Here is an 18,124-nt window from a genome sequence, read left to right as displayed (position 1 = left end):
TCGCGAAAGCCCCGGCGAGTGCCCGACGCCGCAGGCCCCCGCCACAGCACACCGACAACAGCAAGAAGGGCACCGCTCATAAGGCCAAGCCACAAAGGATGCAGGAGGGTCTGGTCTGTGTGCAAGTGGTAGTCATCAGCCATCCACCCCGAGACGATGAGGCCGGTCGCCGATCCAACAAACACATGACTTCCCAGCAGGATCAAACCCAGCTGCGCTCTCCTACCTTTTTCCTGCACTGCAGATCGACACTCCCATCAAGCTCCGTCAGGCTCTAAGGCCTCACTTAGGTGAGAGACGCGGCCCGCCGGATCGTGACGCCGGAATGAAAAATGCCCGGCACGGCCTTGTGGGCCGTGCCGGGCATTCCGCGCGTCCTCCGTGATGGCGAGGAGGGCGCGCCCCCGTATCAAAGCCTCCCGGCCGAGAGCCAGGAGCTAGAGGCGGGTGTCGAACGAATCGCAGAACACGTTCTCGTTGAACGTTCCCTGGAACTCGGACTTCCCTTGGATTTTCTGGATGGTGGCACGGATTGCTTCGCGCGTCCCAGCGTGGGCGTGGATGGCGGTCTTGACCATGGGCACGTCGATCAGGTGGTTCGGCTGATTCAAGGAGACGAACACCGTGGGAACCTCCGTGGCGTACCAGGGGATCTCGGCAGCCATGGGCGAGGACCACTTGATGCGGATGGCCGCTTCCTGCGCGAATCCCTTCACGTTGGCGAAGACGAGGGCCGCGTCGTAACGCTCGGGGTAGTCGGCGGTGGCTTCCTCTGAGAGGACCCGCATGAAGTTCATGCCCGTCTCCCCCGCGGCTTCGCGCTGCTCGGCGGTCTTGAACACGTCAACCGCAAACCCCGCGGCTTCGAGCTCTTCCTTGACCGTGTCCAGATAGGCCAGAGGATCGGCCCGGGTAAAGTCCGCCCCACCCGAGATGCCGTAAAGCCGGATGCGCTGGTGGGTTTCCGGCGTGATGGGCAGGTTGTGGGCGGTGTCCTTGACCAGGGTGACAGTTTTGTCCGCGATGTCAGCGGCGATCGCCCTGTGGGCTTGGCTGCCGATCACAGCCAGCGCTTCCGCTGGTGGAACCAGCTGGGTGCGAACGTGCAGCCCCAGGCTCGCCTTCAGCCCAAGAATCCTGCGCAGCGCATCTTCCAGGCGGGAATCGGAGATGACGCCCGATTTGTAGCCATCGAGCATGAACCCGAAGTCCTCCTCCGGGTTGCGGAAGAAGAGGAACATGTCGCAACCGGCGGCAATCGTCGCGGGCACCAGGTCGCGCCGCTTCATGGCCTGGGTCAGGCCCACCATGAGCGAAGCGTCCGTGAGCACCAGGCCGTTGAAGCCCAGCTCGCCACGAAGGAGGTCCTGCAGCAGCTCAGGCGCGAGCGTTGCGGGACGGATCTCCGCGTCCGCCAGCCCAGGCCGGAAATGCCGGGAAACCTCGGGGGCGCCTATATGCCCCACCATGATCGACTGCACGCCGTGCCCGATCATCTCCCGGTACACGTGCCCATACGTGCGGTTCCATTCCTCGTAGCCCAAGGTGTTGTAGGAGGTGACCACATGCTGGTCGCGCTCGTCGATCCCGTCGCCGGGAAAGTGCTTCATGGCGCAGACGGTGGGCGACTCGCTGATGCCGTCGAAGTACTCCTTGGCCCGCTCCACCACAATCTCCGGGGTGTTCCCGAAGGCGCGCGTGGAGATGACGGTGTTCCGCCAGTTGTAGTGGATGTCCACGATCGGCGCGAACGCCCAATTGCAGCCGAGGGCAGCGGTTTCGACGCCGGCAACCTCGCCCATGCGGCGTGCGATCGACTTGTCCGGGTGCGAACCGGCCTGCAGGTGCGTGGAGACGAACGTGCCGTCATCGCAGCTTCCTGCGCCGCCCATTTCCGGGTTCGACGCCACCAACAACGGAATCCGCGTCTTGGACTGCGCGTACCGGATGTGTTCCTGCACCGCCGCGGACGGACCGGGCCGGTACCGCATCCCACCCACATGGAAGTTCTCCAGGACACCGTCAAGGTATTCGGGCGAGTAGTCATTGTTGTGGTTGATGAAGAGTTGCCCGATCTTCTCTTCGAGCGTCATGGACGCCAACGTGGATTCAACCCATTCCACGGCGGAATCGTCCAGGTTGAAGGGCGCGGCCTTGAGGTCCACCAGGAACCTGGCGGCATCATCCTGCGAGCCGAGCAACTCCTCCGCGGCTCGGTCAACGATCTGCTGCACGGGCGTTTCGATGTCCACAACCACTCCTGTTTCGTCAACTTGGAGATGTTCAAGGGTAGCCAATTGCGAGTCGAGCAGGGACGCCGGCATGAAGTGGCCAGGGCGGGAGTTCATGCGTTCGTTCAGGATTTCGCGGGTGCCGTGCAGGTGCACGAACGTCACGGTCGGGTCACCGGATCGGATGATGTCCCGGTAGGCGCGCTTGAGCGCGCTGCACGCGATCACCAAGGGAGCGTCCGACGCCGAGAATCGCCTGCCGATTTCGGCCAGCCAGGGTGCCCGGTCGTCGTCGTTGAGCGGAGTACCGGAGGCCATCCTGTCGATGTTCGACTGCGGGTGCAGCGCATCGCCGTCGAGGAATTCCGCGCCGAGGCGTTCGGCCAGGGCGGCACCGACGGTGCTTTTGCCGCACCCGGCCACGCCCATGACCACAACGTGGCGACCGGAAGCAGCGGGGCGGGTGCCGCCGTCGTAAGTGCCGCCGTCGTTAATCGCGCGGGATTTACCAGTCATGGACGGTGCCGTCCACGAGGCGGTTGTAGGGCAGGTAGGCCTGTTGGTACGGGAAGGCCGCGGCCGCTTCTTCGTTGAATTCGACGCCGATGCCGGGGTTGTCGCCCGGGTGCAGGTAACCGTCCTTAAACGTCATGGACTGCTGGAAGACCTCGTTGGTCTTGTCCGAGTGCTGCATGTATTCCTGGATGCCGTAGTTGTGGATCGCCAGGCCCACGTGCAGCTGCGCGGCGAAACCGACCGGGGAGATGTCCGTGGGGCCGTGGAAGCCGGACTTGATCTGGTACTGCGCGGCGAAGTCCATGACCTTCTTCAGCGGTGAGATCCCGCCGAAGTGGGTGGAGGCCGCGCGGACGTAGTCGATCAGCTGTTCCTTGATGAGCGTCTGGTAGTCGTACACGGTGTTGAAGATTTCACCGATGGCCAGCGGGGTGGTGGTGTGCTGGCGGACCAGGCGCAGGCCCTCCTGGTTCTCGGCCGGGGTGCAGTCCTCGAGCCAGAAGAGGTCGTACGGTTCCAACGCCTTGCCGAGCTTGGCGGCCTGGATGGGGGTCATGCGGTGGTGGCCGTCGTGGAGGAGCGGGATTTCCGGGCCGAACTCGTTGCGGACAGCTTCGAACACGGTGGGCAGGTGCCGCAGGTACGCGCGGGTGTCCCAGTCCTCTTCCTGCGGGAACGCACCGCGCCCGGCAGGCTCGTAGTCGTACCGTTCGCCGGAGGCCTGGGCCTGCGCGGCCACACCGTACACGGCCTTGATGCCCGGGATCGCGGCCTGGATCCGGATCGACTTGTAGCCCAGTTCCAGGTGCTCACGGACCGAATCGAACAGCGACGGGATGTCCGAACCCGAAGCATGCCCGTACGCGCGCAGCCCGTTCCGGGATGCGCCGCCGAGGAGCTGGTAGACCGGCATGCCGGCCATCTTGCCCTTGATGTCCCAGAGCGCCATGTCGACGGCGGCAATCGCTGCCATGGTCACGGGGCCACGGCGCCAGTAGGAGGAACGGTAAAGGAACTGCCAGGTGTCCTCGATCCGGTGCGGGTCCTTGCCGATCAGCAGCTGGGCCACGTGCTCCTTGAGGTACGCAGCCACGGCGAGCTCCCTGCCGTTCAGGGTCGCGTCACCAATACCGGTCACACCGTCTTCGGTGGTGATCCGCAGGGTAACGAAGTTACGGGACGGGCTGGTCACGAAGACGTCAGCGGCGATGATTTTCATGATCAAGGATCCTTTCGGGCCGCGAGGGTGGGATCTCGGCTCTTTGACGGTTGAAAGACTTCGAATGCGTGGAAGCCGGGAGCAAGCCCCTCGGCGAGAGGTTGATTGGAATTGAGTGTAAAGCGGTTGGCAGATTTTGGCAATCGGTTGCCAATTCCTGGACTGAATGACTGGTGCTGTCTACGGGATGCGTGGGTGACGTTAGGAGAACCGGACCCCGCGAGTGCGCCTCTTCGGGTCAGGGGCCCGGCGACGCCAAGCCGCCTGAGGGTTTACACGCAACCCCACTGCGCTCACCCGCCAAGCCCGGCAGCCCGCCGTCGTTATTTACGACGGCGGCGTGCCCCGCCTCAGCGGCGATCTCCCGCCCCAGCGGCGTTGCCCTGGGGTGCGTTGGCCGTCCCAGCGGGGATGCCTTGAGGTGCGCTGCCCGCCCCAGCGGCGTTGCCCTGGCGTGCGTTGACCGCCTCAGCGGCGTTGCCATGGGGTGCGTTGGCCGTCTCAGCTGCGTTGCCCTGGCGTGCGTTGACCGCCTCAGCGGCGATGCCTTGAGGTGCGCTGCCCGCCTCAGCGGTGCGACGCGCCTTGATCTCATTGACGATCTCGGCGTGCATGGCATCGGTGAGCTTGTACTTGGCCATGACCGCGATGGCCAGGACCACCATGATGGCCGGCAGAGCGCCAGCGGCGAACTGGATTCCCATCACGGCCTCCGGAGTCTGGGCGGCGCCGGACTTGTAGCCGCCCATCGCCAGGGCGTAGGCAGCGAGGGCGCCGCCCACGGCTTGTCCGGTCTTACGGGTGAAGGAGAACAGGGCATAGGTGATGCCTTCGGTGCGGACGCCGGTTTTCCACTCGCCGTACTCCACGGTGTCGGCCTCGAGCGCCCACACCACGATGCTCACGGCCATCACGCCGAGCATGCTGACCAGCAGCCCGGAGAAGCCGACCCAGGTCATGGTGGCCGGGGTGAAGAAAATGATCGCCCCTCCGACTGCGCTCAGGGCGCCGGCTGCAACATAGACGGTCTTCTTGCCGAACTGGTGGACAAGCCGCGGCATGAAGGCGGCCAGGACGAACGTCATGACGAGCTGGACGATGGACATCACGGCATACAGGTCCAGGCGGCCCAGGACGTCGCGCAGGTAGTAGAGCTGCACGGAGGACAGGGCCATGTAGCCGGTGAGGAACAGGAACGAGCTCAGGCACAGCATGAGCAGCGGGCGGTTGGTCTTCAACGTGTCCATGCTCTGCTTGAAGGAAACCTTGGGAACCGAGCGGTGCACTCGCTCCTTTGCTGTGACGAACGTGAAGAAGTAGAGGGCCGCGCCGATCACCACGAACACCAGCGTGATGGTGGTGAAGAGCCCTTGGAGGTTGGCGCCTGGCTTGATGAGCGGAGCCACGAAGATACCCAGGCCTGAGCCGACCAGCAGCGCGCCGACCATGCGGGCGGAGCCCAGCTTCGCGCGGTCGCCCGGATCCTGCGTCATGGCCCCTGCGAGTGAGCCGTAGGGAATGTTCACGAGAGAATACGCAAGGCCGAGCGCGGCATAGGTGACGTAGGCGTAGAGGAGGGTGCCCGTCTCGCCGATCTGCGGAACGGAGAACGTTGCCACGCTCAGGAGCAGCAGTGGAATGGAACCGAACATGATGAAGGGACGGAACTTGCCGAAGCGCTTGCTGTAGCTGCGGTCCACGAGGCGGCCCGCGAAGACATCGGCGAAGGCGTCGAACACCCGCACCACAAGCAGGAGGGTACCTGCTGCCGCCGCCGAGATGCCGGCAACGTCGGTGTAATAGACCAGGAGGAACATGGTGGCCGTGGTGAAGGCCAGGTTGTTGGCGGCATCACCGGCTCCGTAGCCGAGGATGCTGAGTTTGCTGAGCTTGTTCAATGCGGGCTCCTTTACCCATTGCGTCATTGCGTGCCGGACGTCTCAACAGTTGTTGTGCCACTGGAGCTTTGGGCCCGGCCTGTGCAGCTGATGTAATTCTAGTCACGTTGGCAAAGGTTTGGCAATCGGTTGCCGCAAATTGCTTCAGAACGATTCGACCCGTCCCTGCTTGCCGACGCCGGGGACACGCCTTGCCGGGCCTGCCCTGCGCCCCACGATTCACGAATGCCACGCAGCGCAGGCCCAACAACAAGAAGACCCACCCGTTCACACGAACACCTTGGGGGTCCCGCTTTGCACCCAGAACCCCCGAAATGCCAGGCAGATCGGGCCACGCAATGGGGTTGCTATAGCAGCGGGTTGTTAAAGCACAGATTGGCCCAGGCCAGTCCGGGGCTACCGGGCGGCCTGGGCCAATCAAAGGGTGCGATGAATATGCCCGGAGGGCTACGCGGCGGTCCCCGAACCTGCCTCGGCGGGCACGGCTGCGAAGCCCTCGCCGAGTTCATGGATCAACGACACCACGCCCGCGTCCTTGGCCAACTCCGCGTCGAGCAGAGCCAGTAATGCCGCCGTTCGGGCTTGTCCGGACAGGAGGGACGCTTGAGCCACTGCGTCGGACAGGGGGTCCTGCAAACCAGGTTGAACGGCCAGGAAAGCAGACCACACCGCGATCATCCGCGCCGCGGCCTCTCCGGTTCGGCCGTCCGCACGCTCCGCGCGAAGGACGGGAATGGCCCGCATCCGGAGCTTGGTGCTGCCGTCCAGGGCGATCTGGGCCAGGTGGTGGGCGATCCGGGAGTTCCCGAAGCGCTCCAGCAAGGCAGCCCGGTATTCGGTGATGCGAAGTTCTTCTCCGGGGAGGTGCTTGGAGGCTTCGTCCCAGAATTCCTCCACGGCGTCGCGGCATACGGGGTCGGCCAAAGCTTCGGCCACTGTAGTGTGCCCGCGGAGTTGTCCGGCGTAGGCCAGGATGGAATGCGCGCCGTTGAGGAGCCAGAGCTTGCGGTTTTCGTACGGCTCAATGTCGTCCACGAAGACTGCGCCGGCGTCTTCCCACCGGGGTCGCCCGGCGGGGAACGCACCGCTCAGCACCCAGTTATGGAAAGGCTCGGTGACCACAGGAGCTTCGTCCTGGTAGCCGCACGCAGCGGCCACGGCAGAGATATCGGAGGCAGTGGTCCGCGGAGTAATCCGGTCCACCGAGGTGCTGACGAAACTGACATTCGCTTCAATCCAGGCTGCGAGCCCGGCGTCAAACTCCCGGGCCAACGAGAGAACCCCGTTCCGGGCTACGTTTCCGTTGTCCGAGAGGTTGTCGCAACTGACGACGGCGAGCGGTCCGGCGTCGGAGGCCCTGCGGGCGGCGAGGCCCGCGACCAAGCGGCCCATCGGCGTCGTGGGTTGCTGTCCGGCGGCCAGCAGCGGCAGGTCGCCGGCGCCCAGACCATACGCGGCTTCCGTGATGGTGAGGGTGACCACGGCAGTGGAGGGAGCGGCGAGCAGTTCAACGAACCGGGCAACATCCGCGCCATCGACGGCTTCGACAATGGTTCCGACCACCTCGAAGGAGTCGCCGGAATCCGATCGTTCCACCACGGTGAAGAGGCCATCCTGGGCAGCCAAAACCGATGCGGCGTCCGGGCGTCGGCCGGTGAAGGAGGCGATGCCCCACTCCCCCGCGTCTCCGGCGTGCTGGGTGTACCAGGCTTGGTGGGAGCGGTGGAACGCCCCCAAACCAAGGTGCACGATGCGGACCGGGGCCGCGGGAGCCGTCCGGCGAAGCAGCCCGCTCACAGCTTGAACACCCTGCGCGGCGATCCATCCACGATGTCCAGGATCAACTCGTGCGCGCGGTCCTCGCTGACGCGGTGCTCGGCAACCAAGCGCGCAAGGAACGAGGCCTCGATGCGGCGGGATGCGTCGTGCCGGGCCGGGATGGAGCAGAAAGCACGGGTGTCGTCGATGAAGCCCGAGGACCGCGAGAAACCGGCGGTTTCGGTGACGGCCGAGCGGAAGCGGAGCATGGCGTCCGGGGCATCCAGGAACCACCACGGCGCACCGAGGTACACGGACGGGTAGAAACCGGCAAGGGGTGCGAGTTCGCGGGAAAACACGGTCTCGTCCAGGGTGAACAGGACCAGGTGGAAGTCCTTGGCCGTGCCGAAGTCCTGCAGCAGAGGGCGGATTGCCTCGGTGTAGTTGATGGCGAACGGGATGTCGTGGCCGGTGTCTGCGCCGAACGACTCGAACGTGGGTCCGTGGTGGTTGCGGTACGAGCCCGGGTGGATGGTCATCACCAAACCGTCATCCACGGACATCCGCGCCATCTGGTACATCATGTGGGCCTCGAACGCGTCCCGGTCCGCGGCGGTGGCCTCGCCGGAGCGGGCCTTCTCGAACAGGGCCTCGGCTTCGGCGGCATCGAGTTTGAGCGTCGCCGGCGTACGGACGCCGTGGTCCGCGGATACCGCGCCATGGTCCACGAAATAACGACGGCGGTTTTCCAGGGCTGCGATGTAGCCGGCGTAGCCCCTGCCGCCGTCGGCCGCGGTTTCGATCAACCGCTCAACGTTCGCGACCCAGGTGGGGTGGGCGACATTGAGATACGCATCAGGGCGGAACGTGGGCAGGACGCGGCCGTTGAAGGTGGGGTCCTCGGTGAGGGCCTTGTGGCTCGCGAGGTTGTCCAAGGGATCATCCGTGGTGGCCAGGACCTCGATGTTGAAGTCCTTGAACAGCTGCCGGGGACGGAAATCCGGCTCCACGAGCTTCGCTGAAATGGCGTCGTAGCTGGCATCGGCGGACATACCGGAGAGGTCCGCACCGAGCTTGAACACCTGCTCGAACTGGGTCCTGAGCCAGTAGCCCGAGGCCGTGCCCTCGAAGAGCGGCCAAGCCTCGACGAACCGCCGCCAGACCTCTCGGGAATCCTGGGACTCGCCCGCGTGGAGCTGGTCCATGGAGACGCCGTCGGCGTGGATCAAGCGGGTGACGTAATGGTCCGGGCTGACCAGCAGCGCGGCGGGATCCGGAAACGGCGTGTTCTGCTCGATGACCGCGGCGTCAACGTGGCCGTGCGGGGAGATGATGGGCAGGTCCTGGACGCGCTCCAGCAAGGACCGCGCGATGCTGCGCGTCCCGGGATCTGCGGGCAGGAGCCGGTCAGGGTGGGCTGCAAGGGACTGTGACATAGATCAATCTTCCGGCGCCCGTTGCCATTTTGTCAACCGGTTGCCAAAAATTGCCAAGTCGTTGCAAAGGGCACTGCAACGAGGAGTGAGGGGCTAACTCAGGAGCCTGCCACTGGAACCGCGGACCACCAGTTCAGTCTCAACGCTGACGGCCCCGGCAGGCGGCTCGTGACCAAGCAACAGATCAAGGAGAATAGTGACTGCCCGGGTACCGCATTCCCGCAGCGGGGAACGCACCGTGGTCAGTGCTGGGGTGGTGAAATCCGCCCCGAAAATGTCGTCGAACCCAACAATGCTGATCTGGTCCGGAACCTGCATCCCGCCTGCCTGCAACTCCTGCATCAAGCCGATGGCAATGAGGTCGTTGTAGGTGATGACGGCGGTGGCCCCGCTGTCCAGCACGTCGCGCGCAACCTTCCTGCCGCCGTCGACCGTTGGTTTGCTCGACTCCAGGCGGACGGCCGTCAGTTTGGACCATTCCGCTGCGGCCTTGACGCCCTCCCAACGCCGGGCCGTCATCCAGGATTGGGGCGGGCCGGCAACGTAGGCAAGCTGCTCGTGGCCGTTCGCGGCGAGGCTCCGCACTGCCTCGCTGATGCCCTTGTTGACGTCGGGGACCACACAGGGAACGCCTTCGATGTCGCGGTTGACCACGACGACGGGCTTGTCGCCGGCCAGCGAACGGATGTTGTCGTCGTCCATGCGGGGGCTGGCCAGGATGAGCCCGTCGACGGTAGCGAGCAGCCGCCTGGCCGCCGTGACTTCGGTTTCGGGCGACTCGGACGACTCCGCGAGGACCAGTGTGTAATCCCGGGCCGCGCCCGTGGTTTCGGCGCCGCGGATGATGTCGAAGAACGTGGGGTTGGTGATGTCCGCGACGATCAGGCCGATGGTCTGCGTTCGGCCGGTTGGCAACGCCCGCGCGAAGGGGTTCACCTGGTAGTTCAGCTGTTCGGCCGCGTCCTCGATGATCTTTTGCGTCTTGGCGCTGACCCTGCCCGGCTTGCTGAGGGCGCGGGAAACGGTGGACGGATTGACTCCCGCGAGCTTGGCGATGTCGTAAATGGTGGGCGAAGACTTCTCACCCCGGCCGCGCTTGGAGGGGGCAGTGGAGGTTCCGGCGTTCGTCGCTTCAGTCACGGGTCCATCGTAGTGCCGTTTGGCAACAAAAAGCTGGACGGTTGCCAAACGCTCTCTCACGGATTCCCCCTTTAACGCCAACGCTCTCTCACGGACTCCCCCTTTAACGCCAACGCTCTCTCACGGACTCCCCCTCTAACGCCAACGCTCTCTCACTTTCGTAGGGAAAGTGAGAGAGCGCCTGCCGTGAAGGGCGATTTGGTGAGAGAGCGTCGGAGGGAGGGGGTGGGTTAGGCGCGTTCGGGGAACTTGCCTTCTTCCGCGACGCGCTTGTTCAGTTCCTGCAGGAACTCGTCCTCGTCGAAGTCCAGGGAGACTTCCTTGCCGGTCCAGCTGGAGAGGTGGATGGCATTGGCCAGGCGGACGCCGTTGATGCCGTCGGAGCCCGGAGCCAGCAGCGGAGTTCCATCCAGGATGTTTGCGGCGAAGTTCTTCAGGACGCCCGCGTGCTGGCCGCCCCAGACGGACTCGAACTCGATGACCTCGGTGGAGTAGAGCTCCTCCCGGTTCAGCTGGCCCATGAAGAGCTTGCGGACATCGTCCATGCCCATGGAATCGCTGATCTCGCGCTCGGGCTTGACCAGCCGCGTCACAGTGGCCACCTTGCTGTCTTCCACCACGATCTTGCCCTGGTCGCCGAGGATTTCGAACCTGTCGGTTCCCACGATGTCGTGGGTGGCGGTTACGAAAACGCCCGTTGCGCCGTCGCCATAATCGACGACGGCGGTGACCTCGTCTTCGACGGCGATGTCGCGGCGGAAGCCGTACGCAACCTTCGAGTAGACGGACTTGGGGACACCGCAGATCCACTGCCAGAGGTCCAGCTGGTGCGGTGCCTGGTTGACCAGGACGCCGCCGCCTTCGCCGCCCCACGTGGCGCGCCATTCACTGGAGTTGTAGTAGCCCTGCGGACGCCACCAGTTGGTGATGATCCAGTTGGTGCGGCGGATGCTGCCGATCTCGCCGCCGTCGACGATTTCCTTGAGCTTCTTGTAGAGCGGGTTGTTCCGTTGGTTGAACATGATCCCGAAGGTCAGCTCCGGCTTGGTGGCAGCGTACTCGTTGAGTTCCTTGACCTGCTTGGTGTAGACGCCGGCAGGCTTCTCCACGAGGGCGTGAATGTCCCGCTTCAGGGACTCAATGCCCATCTCAGGATGGAGGTAGTGCGGAACGCACGTGACCACGGCATCAACGGAACCGCTTTCCAGCAGGGCGATGTAGTCGTCGAAGAACGGTGCCTCCGGGTAGAGGGAAGCCGCCAGTTCCTTCTTCGCCGGATCAGTGTCGCAGATGGCGCCGATTTCCATGTTCGGGACCATGCCGTCCTTGATGAACTTGGCGTAGGCGCCGCCCTGCTGGCCCAGGCCGATGATGCCGAGGCGTACTTTCTTGCTCATGAAATTAATCTCCGTCCGTTGAAGAATCTAGAAAAGGTCGCTGTGGCCCATGGCCACCAGGTTGTCGTGGGAGGTCTGGAGGGCGTCCCACACCGTGCGCCCGTAGAGTTCGTCCTGCTCCACCAGGAGGTACTGCGCCCCGGCCTCAATGGCGGCGGGCACAATGGACGGGAAGTCGAGATTGCCTTCGCCTACTTCCGCGAACTGGACGACGTTCTTGAACTCGGCCATGAACCCGGCAAAATCGCCCTGTTCCAGGAGCCCGAAAGACGACTCGGGCATCTGCCCGATCCGGTAGTCCTTCAAGTGCACCATGGCAGTCTTTCCCGCGTACTTTTGCAGCGTCCGGACCGGGTCCAGACCCCCGCGCTGGACCCAGTGCACGTCGATTTCCATGCCCATGGCCGGCGAATTGTCGGCGATGATGTCCAGCATGTATTTGCCGTCGAACTTCGCGAACTCCACGTGGTGGTTGTGGTAGTACAGGCTGATGCCGTGCTCCTGCAGCCGCTCGGCGTAGCCGTTGGCTGTCTTGGCGAAGTCCACCACGGCGTCCAGGGACTTCATGGCGGGGAAGGGCAGCATGCCGATGCGCAGCAGCTTGGAGTCCAGGCGCTTGGCGTCGTCCACGATCTTCTCGAAGTCGTCCGCCAGGGACTCAACGGGGAAGCCCTTGCGGCCTTCCACCGCTACCGACAAAGCAGCAATGTCCATGCCCAACTCAGTCCGGGCACGCCCCAGTTCGTCCACGTTCTCCGGGGTCATGGGGATCTGGGAGACCTCCACCGCGTTGTAGCCGATTGCGCTGACCTTGCGCAGGGTCTCGAACGCTCCCACTTCGGCGAAGCTCTCCTTGAGCATCATCGCCTGTACGCCTATCTTGGCCACTGTTTTCCTCCGTGGTTCTCCGGCCCGCTAAGGCCCTGTTGATGTGTTGGCAAGACGCGGCAGTTACGCCGCGGCGCCAGCCTGTTCGGTCTGTTGGCGCTGCTGCTCGAGCAGGCGGTGGCGATCTGCGCGGCGTTGTTCCTGGCGGTCCGGGTCGGGCACCGGCGAAGCCAGCAACAACCGTTGTGTATAGGGATGTTCAGGGTCCCGGGTGACGGTCTCCGCAGGTCCCTGCTCCACGATTTCCCCGCGGTACATGACGGCGACGCGGTGGCTGATGTGCCGCACCACGTCGAGGTCGTGGGAGACGAACAGGTAGGACACCCCGGTGTCCTTCTGGATCTGCAGGAACAGGTCCAGCACGCGGGCCTGCGTGGACAGGTCCAGGGCGCTGACGGGCTCGTCGCAGACGATCAGCTTGGGAGAGAGCGCCAAAGCCCGGGCAATCGCCACACGCTGGCGCTGGCCGCCGCTGAACTCCCGCGGGAGCCGGTGGATCGCGTCTGACGGCAGTCCCACCTGGTCCAGCAGCTCGCGCACGCGCTTCTTCGCTTCTGCCGGGGCCATACCCTGCACGCCGAGCGGCTCGGCCAGGATGTCGCCGATCTCGAGGGCCGGGTTGAGCGAGGTGTACGGGTCCTGGAAGACCACCTGCAGGTCCCGGCTCAGCGTGCGGCGTTCCCTGCGGGAGGCGTTGCTGATGTCGTTTCCCTCGAAAATGACTCTCCCGGCCGTCACTGGAGCCAGGCCAAGCACGGCCCGGCCAAGGGTGGTCTTGCCCGATCCGGACTCCCCCACCAGTCCCAGGGTTTCCCCTTGGCCGATGGTGATGTTGATGTCCGTCAGCGCCCGGAAAGGCTTGGCACGGAACCTCTTGCTGGGGTACTCCACCACCAGGTTTTCCACGGACAGCAGCGGGGCTTCCTGACGCGAAACGGTGCTCATGCCACCGGCTCCTTCTCTGCTACGCGGCCCGTACCGGAATCTGCGTGTGAAACGGGCCCTTCCGGCGGGGAAACAAGCATGGTCATGGGCGTCTTACCTTCAAGCATGGACCCCAGCAGGGTCTGGGTGTACTTCTCTTTCGGGTTCCGGAGGATGTCCCGGACAGTCCCTTCCTCCACGAGCCGGCCGTTCTGCATCACGGCCACGCGGTCGCAGAGGTCGGCGACAACACCGAAGTTGTGTGTCACCAGGATGACGCCGATGTTCAAGCGCTGCTGCAGCTCGCGCAGCAGGTCCAGCACGTCGGCCTGCACGGTAACGTCCAGGGCTGTGGTGGGCTCGTCGGCGATCACCAGGTCCGGCTCGCAGCTGATCGCTCCGGCGATCAGCACCCGCTGGGCCATGCCGCCGGAAACTTCGTGCGGATAGGCGGCGAACGTCCGCTCCGGGTTGACGATCCCGACGTCGGTCAGCAGCTTCAGCGCGCGGGTCCGGGCCTCCGCTTTGGAGATGCCCAGGACGCGGACCATGGGCGTGACCAGCTGGTAACCGATGGTGAACGCCGGGTCCAGGTTGCTCATGGGTTCCTGGGGAATGTAGGAGATCCGCTTGCCGCGCAGCTTGGACAGCCGTTCCTGGCTGACGCGGTCCTCGCCCGGGGCCACGGTGTAGTTGCCGTCGAACTGGATGGAACCGGCCACGATCCGTGCGTTGTCCGGCAGCAGGCCCAGGATGGAGAAGGCGGTCTGGGACTTGCCCGAACCCGACTCCCCCACGATGCCCAGGATTTCGCCGCGGTCCACGTGGAAGGACACGTCGTCCACCACTTTCTTAATGGAACCATCCGCCTGCGGATAGCCGACGCCGAGGTTGGTCACCTTGACCAGGTGGTGTTCGGTTCCAAGCTCGACGGCGGCAACCGACTTACGCGACGGGCGCGCCTTGGCGGGTTCCGCCGTCGTGCTGGCGCCGACTGTGCCCGAAGCAGGGGTGCGCTTCTTGCGGTGCTTGATCTTCTCGCCGTCTTCCAGGGCGTCGCGGATGGCGTTGCCCAGCAGGACGAGGCCGCCGATGGTGAGGGCCATGGCGAGGGCCGGCCACAGGAGGAGCGTGGGCGTCAGGTAGACGTTCTTGAAGCCCTCGGAGAGCATGACGCCCCACGTTGCCTTGGTGGGATCGCCGAGGCCCAGGAATTCCAGGCCGGATTGGATGGCGATGGCAACACCGGCGATTGCGGCTGTCTGGATGATGATGGGCGCGCGCACCACGGAGAAGATGTGGCGGGCAACAATCCGGATGTCGGAGAGGCCGGAAACGCGGGCCGCGTCGACGTACAACTCATTGCGCACCGACTGGACAGCGGCACGGGTGAGCCTGAAGTAGGACGGGCTGATCAGGATGCCGAAAGCGATCATGGAGATCCACACCGACGGGCCGAACGCTGCACGGATGGTGAGCAGGACGATCAGGCCCGGCAGGCTCATGAGGATGCTGACCACCCAGTTGGACACGGCCTCGAACTTGCCGGCGTAGTAGCCGGCGATGAGTCCGGCCGGGAGGCCTATGGCGATGGCCACACCTGCACAGAGCAGCGCCGAAAGCAGGGTCAGTTGGGCGCCGAAGAGCAACCGGCTCCAGGTATCCCGTCCTGCGCTGTCGGTTCCCAGGATGTTGGTGGAGTCCGGGGCCGCGAGGGTCTTGCTGATGTTGGCGAAATTCTCTTCGAACGGAGCCAGCACAGGAGCGAAGATAGCCAGCAACGCGATGGTTGTCAGGATGACGAGGGCCGCGATGCCCAGGGGGTTCTTGATGAGCCGGCGCATCACGGTGGAACGGACCACGGTGCCGCTTTGGCCTGTTGCGGGGTTGGCCGCAAGGTCTGCTGTTGAATTTATGGAATCGCTCATGACACACGCACTTTCGGGTTGAGCCAACCGTTGAGGATGTCCACCAGGAGGTTCACCACGATGACCACCACCACGGTGTACATCACCACTCCCATGACGACGGGAAGGTCAGTCTGGCCGGTCGCTGCCACGGCCAACGGACCCATGCCCGGAAGGGCGAAGATTTGCTCGATGATCACCACGCCGCCCAGCATGCCGATCAACTGCAGGCTCAGGACCGTCAAACCGGCGGGGGCAGCGCTGCGCAGGACGTGCTTGAACAGGATCTCCCGCTCGCCGATGCCACGGCTGCGAAGCGTGCGGACGTAGTCGCGTTCAAGCTGCTTGATGACGGCACTGCGGATCTGTTGGGCACCGCCGGTCACGCCGTTGATCAGGAGGGCGATGACCGGCAAGGTCATCGAGACGATCCACGCTTCAGGCCCTACCTCGGGCGAGATGGTGCTGGTAGCGGGGAACATGCCCAGCTGGATGGCCAGGATGGTAACCAGGAACACGCCGATCACATACCCCGGAATGGAGTCACCAATGATCGCGCCAATCTGGACCACCCTGTCCACCCAGCCGCGCTTGACGGCTGCGGCAACACCAATCAGTGCTGCGCAGAGGGCGATCAGGATCATTGCTGCGAAAACCATGGTCATGGTTACGGGAATCCGGGTGGCCAGGGAGTTGGCTACCGGCTCCGAGGTGAACCACGAGGCGCCGAGGTTTCCGTTCAAGGCATCGCCCAACCAGGCGAAGTAGCGGGTGAAGAGGGGCTGGTCCAGACCCAGTTCGTGTTCCTTCGCGGCGACTTGTTCAGGGGTTGCCTGGTCGCCCAGGATGTTTTGCGCAATGCTTCCGCTGGCGGTGTACAGGAGGGTGAAGGTGAGCAGTGAAACCACCAGCAGCACCACCACCCCGCTGCCCAGCCTCTTCGCAATGAACTTGATCATGGGTTCCTACTTGGCAGGCGAGTAGTTGTAGATGGAAGGAACGGCCTGCTGGGCCTGCGGAACCACGTTCACCTTGTCGTTGTGGTAATACATCTGGTTCACGCGGAACAGCGGAGCGAACCAGGCCTGCTCAACCACGTACTTGTTGACTTCCTTGGCCGCTTCTCCGGCTTGGTCGCCGGCAGTGCGCACGGCCTGGATCTTGGCATCGAGTTCGGGAGTGGCGGTCTTGAACGGGTTGTACAGGGCCTTGGTGGACACGATCTGGTCGATGGCAACCGTGGGCTCGCCCTGGAACAGGTTGAAGTAGAGGGCGCTGTACTTCTGCGCAGCCACATCGGCGGTGAAGGTGTTGGTGATGGCAGCACCCGGGTTCAGGGTGATACCCACATCGGCGAGCTGCTGCTTGAGGACGGAGATCAGGGTCTCGGCACCGGGAAGGGTGGGTACGTCGATGCTGACCTTGCCTTCGAAGCCGGATTCCTTCAGGAGCTGCTTGGCCTTGGCGGGATCGTAGCTGTAGTAGTTCTCCAGCTCTTCGCTCCAGGCACCGCTGTCCTTGCCGAACGGCTGGGAGGTGGGTGTGCCCTGGCCGAGCATCACTTGGTCCAGGATGGTCTTGCGGTCGAAGGCGTAGTTGATGGCCTGACGGACCTTGACGTTGGCCAGCGCAGGGTTCTTGGTGCCGTCGCGGTCAAGAAGGAGCAATCCGGCCCAGTCCACCTGGTTGGTTTCCAGCTTCATCTTGGCGCCCTCAGCCTGCTTGCCGTTCTTGGGGTCAAGGAGCGTGGCATCGATCTGGCCGGAGACCAGCGCGTTGGTGCGGGCTGTGGGATCAAGCAGGACCTTGAGGGTCAGCTTCTTGTACTTCTGGAGGTCCTTGTTCCAGTAGCCTTCACGGGCGGTGAAGACCGTCTGGGAATCCTTGACGGAAGCTGCCTTGTCCATCACATACGGGCCGGAGCCGACCGGAACGGTCTTGATGGCGTCGGTGCCTAGTGCCTTGGGGCTGCCCATCAGGCCGGCGGCCTGGCTGAGGAAGAACTCGAGGGCCGGTTCGGGAGCGGTGAGGTTGATGTCGATGGTGTCCGCATCCACGACGGCAACGTCAGATACCGAGCTGAGTTGGGCCATCTGGGGACCGTTGGCCTTCTTGAAGTGGTCCAGGTTGGCCTTGGCCGCTTCGGCGTCGAACTTGGCCCCGTCGCTGAACGTGACGTCCGTACGGAGGTCCACGGTGAGCTTGGTGTTGGTGTCGTTGTACTTCCACGCGGTGGCCAGCATGGGGCTCAGCTTGCCGTCCGGTTCGCGAAGGATCAGGGAGTCATACGCTGCCTGGTAAGGCTGCAGCGCGTGGCCCACGTGGGCCTGGGCCGGGTCCCACGAGGTAAGGTCGCGGAGGGTTCCCAACGTGAGTGCCGTGACGGTGGTTCCGCCGGCGTTCGAACCTGCGCCGGCTCCACCGCCGCCACAGGCCGTGAGCGCGAGAGAGGCACTCAGTACAAGGGCAGCTGCTGCCGCCTTGGGACCTAACTTCATTGTCGGCTCCTAAAGAGTCTTGCCTGATGCGAACGGGATCGGATCAGAGCTTAGAAGGTGTGGCCTGGGCCACATATTTCTGGGGTGTGGGATTTACAGTACGGTCTTTGGCCGCTTTTGGCAACCGATTGTCAAAAGTTTCTAAAGTTGTTGCCATGCGTGCTTCCGGAGTCAAAGCGCCAACACCCAAGTAGGTCGCAGTAGTGCGCGTTTTGAGGGGGCGGAGTCATAGGGTCGTTGCAACGCTCTGATTGATGGAGCGTGTTGTGGTCAGGAATTTTTCGTTGGACGCCCGGCGGGAGTTTGTTGATT

General features: G+C 64.1%; 12 protein-coding genes. All 12 read right to left on the bottom strand.

Annotated elements, in window-relative coordinates; genetic code table 11:
• Positions 1 to 437: 437 nt before the first annotated feature.
• Positions 438 to 2,747, bottom strand: a complete 2,310-nt coding sequence (locus ACIQT2_RS10430; RefSeq protein ID WP_402946089.1) for a gluconokinase, GntK/IdnK-type — start codon at positions 2,745 to 2,747, stop codon at positions 438 to 440.
• Positions 2,737 to 3,966, bottom strand: coding sequence for a D-mannonate dehydratase ManD (gene manD / locus ACIQT2_RS10425; protein WP_402946087.1), 1,230 nt, complete (start codon positions 3,964 to 3,966; stop codon positions 2,737 to 2,739). Before manD ends, ACIQT2_RS10430 begins: the two co-directional genes overlap by 11 nt.
• 350 nt (positions 3,967 to 4,316) lie before the next feature.
• On the bottom strand, positions 4,317 to 5,864 hold the full coding sequence (uidB, locus tag ACIQT2_RS10420) for a glucuronide transporter (protein ID WP_402946085.1): 1,548 nt from the start codon (positions 5,862 to 5,864) through the stop codon (positions 4,317 to 4,319).
• 447 nt (positions 5,865 to 6,311) lie between these two features.
• Positions 6,312 to 7,661: a mannitol dehydrogenase family protein gene (locus ACIQT2_RS10415; protein WP_402946083.1), complete on the bottom strand. Its 1,350-nt coding sequence runs from the start codon at positions 7,659 to 7,661 to the stop codon at positions 6,312 to 6,314.
• Positions 7,658 to 9,058, bottom strand: coding sequence for a glucuronate isomerase (gene uxaC, locus ACIQT2_RS10410; RefSeq protein WP_402946082.1), 1,401 nt, complete (start codon positions 9,056 to 9,058; stop codon positions 7,658 to 7,660). Before uxaC ends, ACIQT2_RS10415 begins: the two co-directional genes overlap by 4 nt.
• A 93-nt stretch (positions 9,059 to 9,151) precedes the next feature.
• On the bottom strand, positions 9,152 to 10,198 hold the full coding sequence (locus ACIQT2_RS10405) for a LacI family DNA-binding transcriptional regulator (protein ID WP_400337300.1): 1,047 nt from the start codon (positions 10,196 to 10,198) through the stop codon (positions 9,152 to 9,154).
• Between the two features lie 230 nt (positions 10,199 to 10,428).
• Complete coding sequence (locus ACIQT2_RS10400) at positions 10,429 to 11,595, bottom strand: Gfo/Idh/MocA family protein (RefSeq protein ID WP_402946081.1); 1,167 nt, start codon at positions 11,593 to 11,595, stop codon at positions 10,429 to 10,431.
• Positions 11,596 to 11,622: 27 nt separating this feature from the next.
• Entirely contained in the window at positions 11,623 to 12,483 is an 861-nt protein-coding gene (locus ACIQT2_RS10395) for a sugar phosphate isomerase/epimerase family protein (RefSeq protein WP_402946080.1), read from the bottom strand.
• 63 nt (positions 12,484 to 12,546) lie between these two features.
• Positions 12,547 to 13,428 (bottom strand): ATP-binding cassette domain-containing protein, encoded by an 882-nt coding sequence (locus tag ACIQT2_RS10390; protein ID WP_402946079.1) that lies wholly within the window; start codon positions 13,426 to 13,428, stop codon positions 12,547 to 12,549.
• Complete coding sequence (locus tag ACIQT2_RS10385) at positions 13,425 to 15,335, bottom strand: dipeptide/oligopeptide/nickel ABC transporter permease/ATP-binding protein (protein ID WP_402946078.1); 1,911 nt, start codon at positions 15,333 to 15,335, stop codon at positions 13,425 to 13,427. The genes ACIQT2_RS10390 and ACIQT2_RS10385 overlap by 4 nt, the downstream gene beginning before the upstream one ends.
• On the bottom strand, positions 15,332 to 16,273 hold the full coding sequence (locus ACIQT2_RS10380; RefSeq protein ID WP_400337308.1) for an ABC transporter permease: 942 nt from the start codon (positions 16,271 to 16,273) through the stop codon (positions 15,332 to 15,334). The genes ACIQT2_RS10385 and ACIQT2_RS10380 overlap by 4 nt, the downstream gene beginning before the upstream one ends.
• 6 nt (positions 16,274 to 16,279) lie before the next feature.
• Entirely contained in the window at positions 16,280 to 17,812 is a 1,533-nt protein-coding gene (locus ACIQT2_RS10375; protein ID WP_402946077.1) for an ABC transporter substrate-binding protein, read from the bottom strand.
• Between the last annotated feature and the right edge of the window lie 312 nt (positions 17,813 to 18,124).

It is taken from the genome of Paenarthrobacter sp. NPDC090522 (assembly GCF_044769225.1).
Taxonomy (GTDB): Bacteria; Actinomycetota; Actinomycetes; order Actinomycetales; family Micrococcaceae; genus Arthrobacter.
The sequence above is the reverse complement of the archived record's forward strand: the minus strand, read 5'-3'. Positions and strand labels throughout refer to the sequence as shown.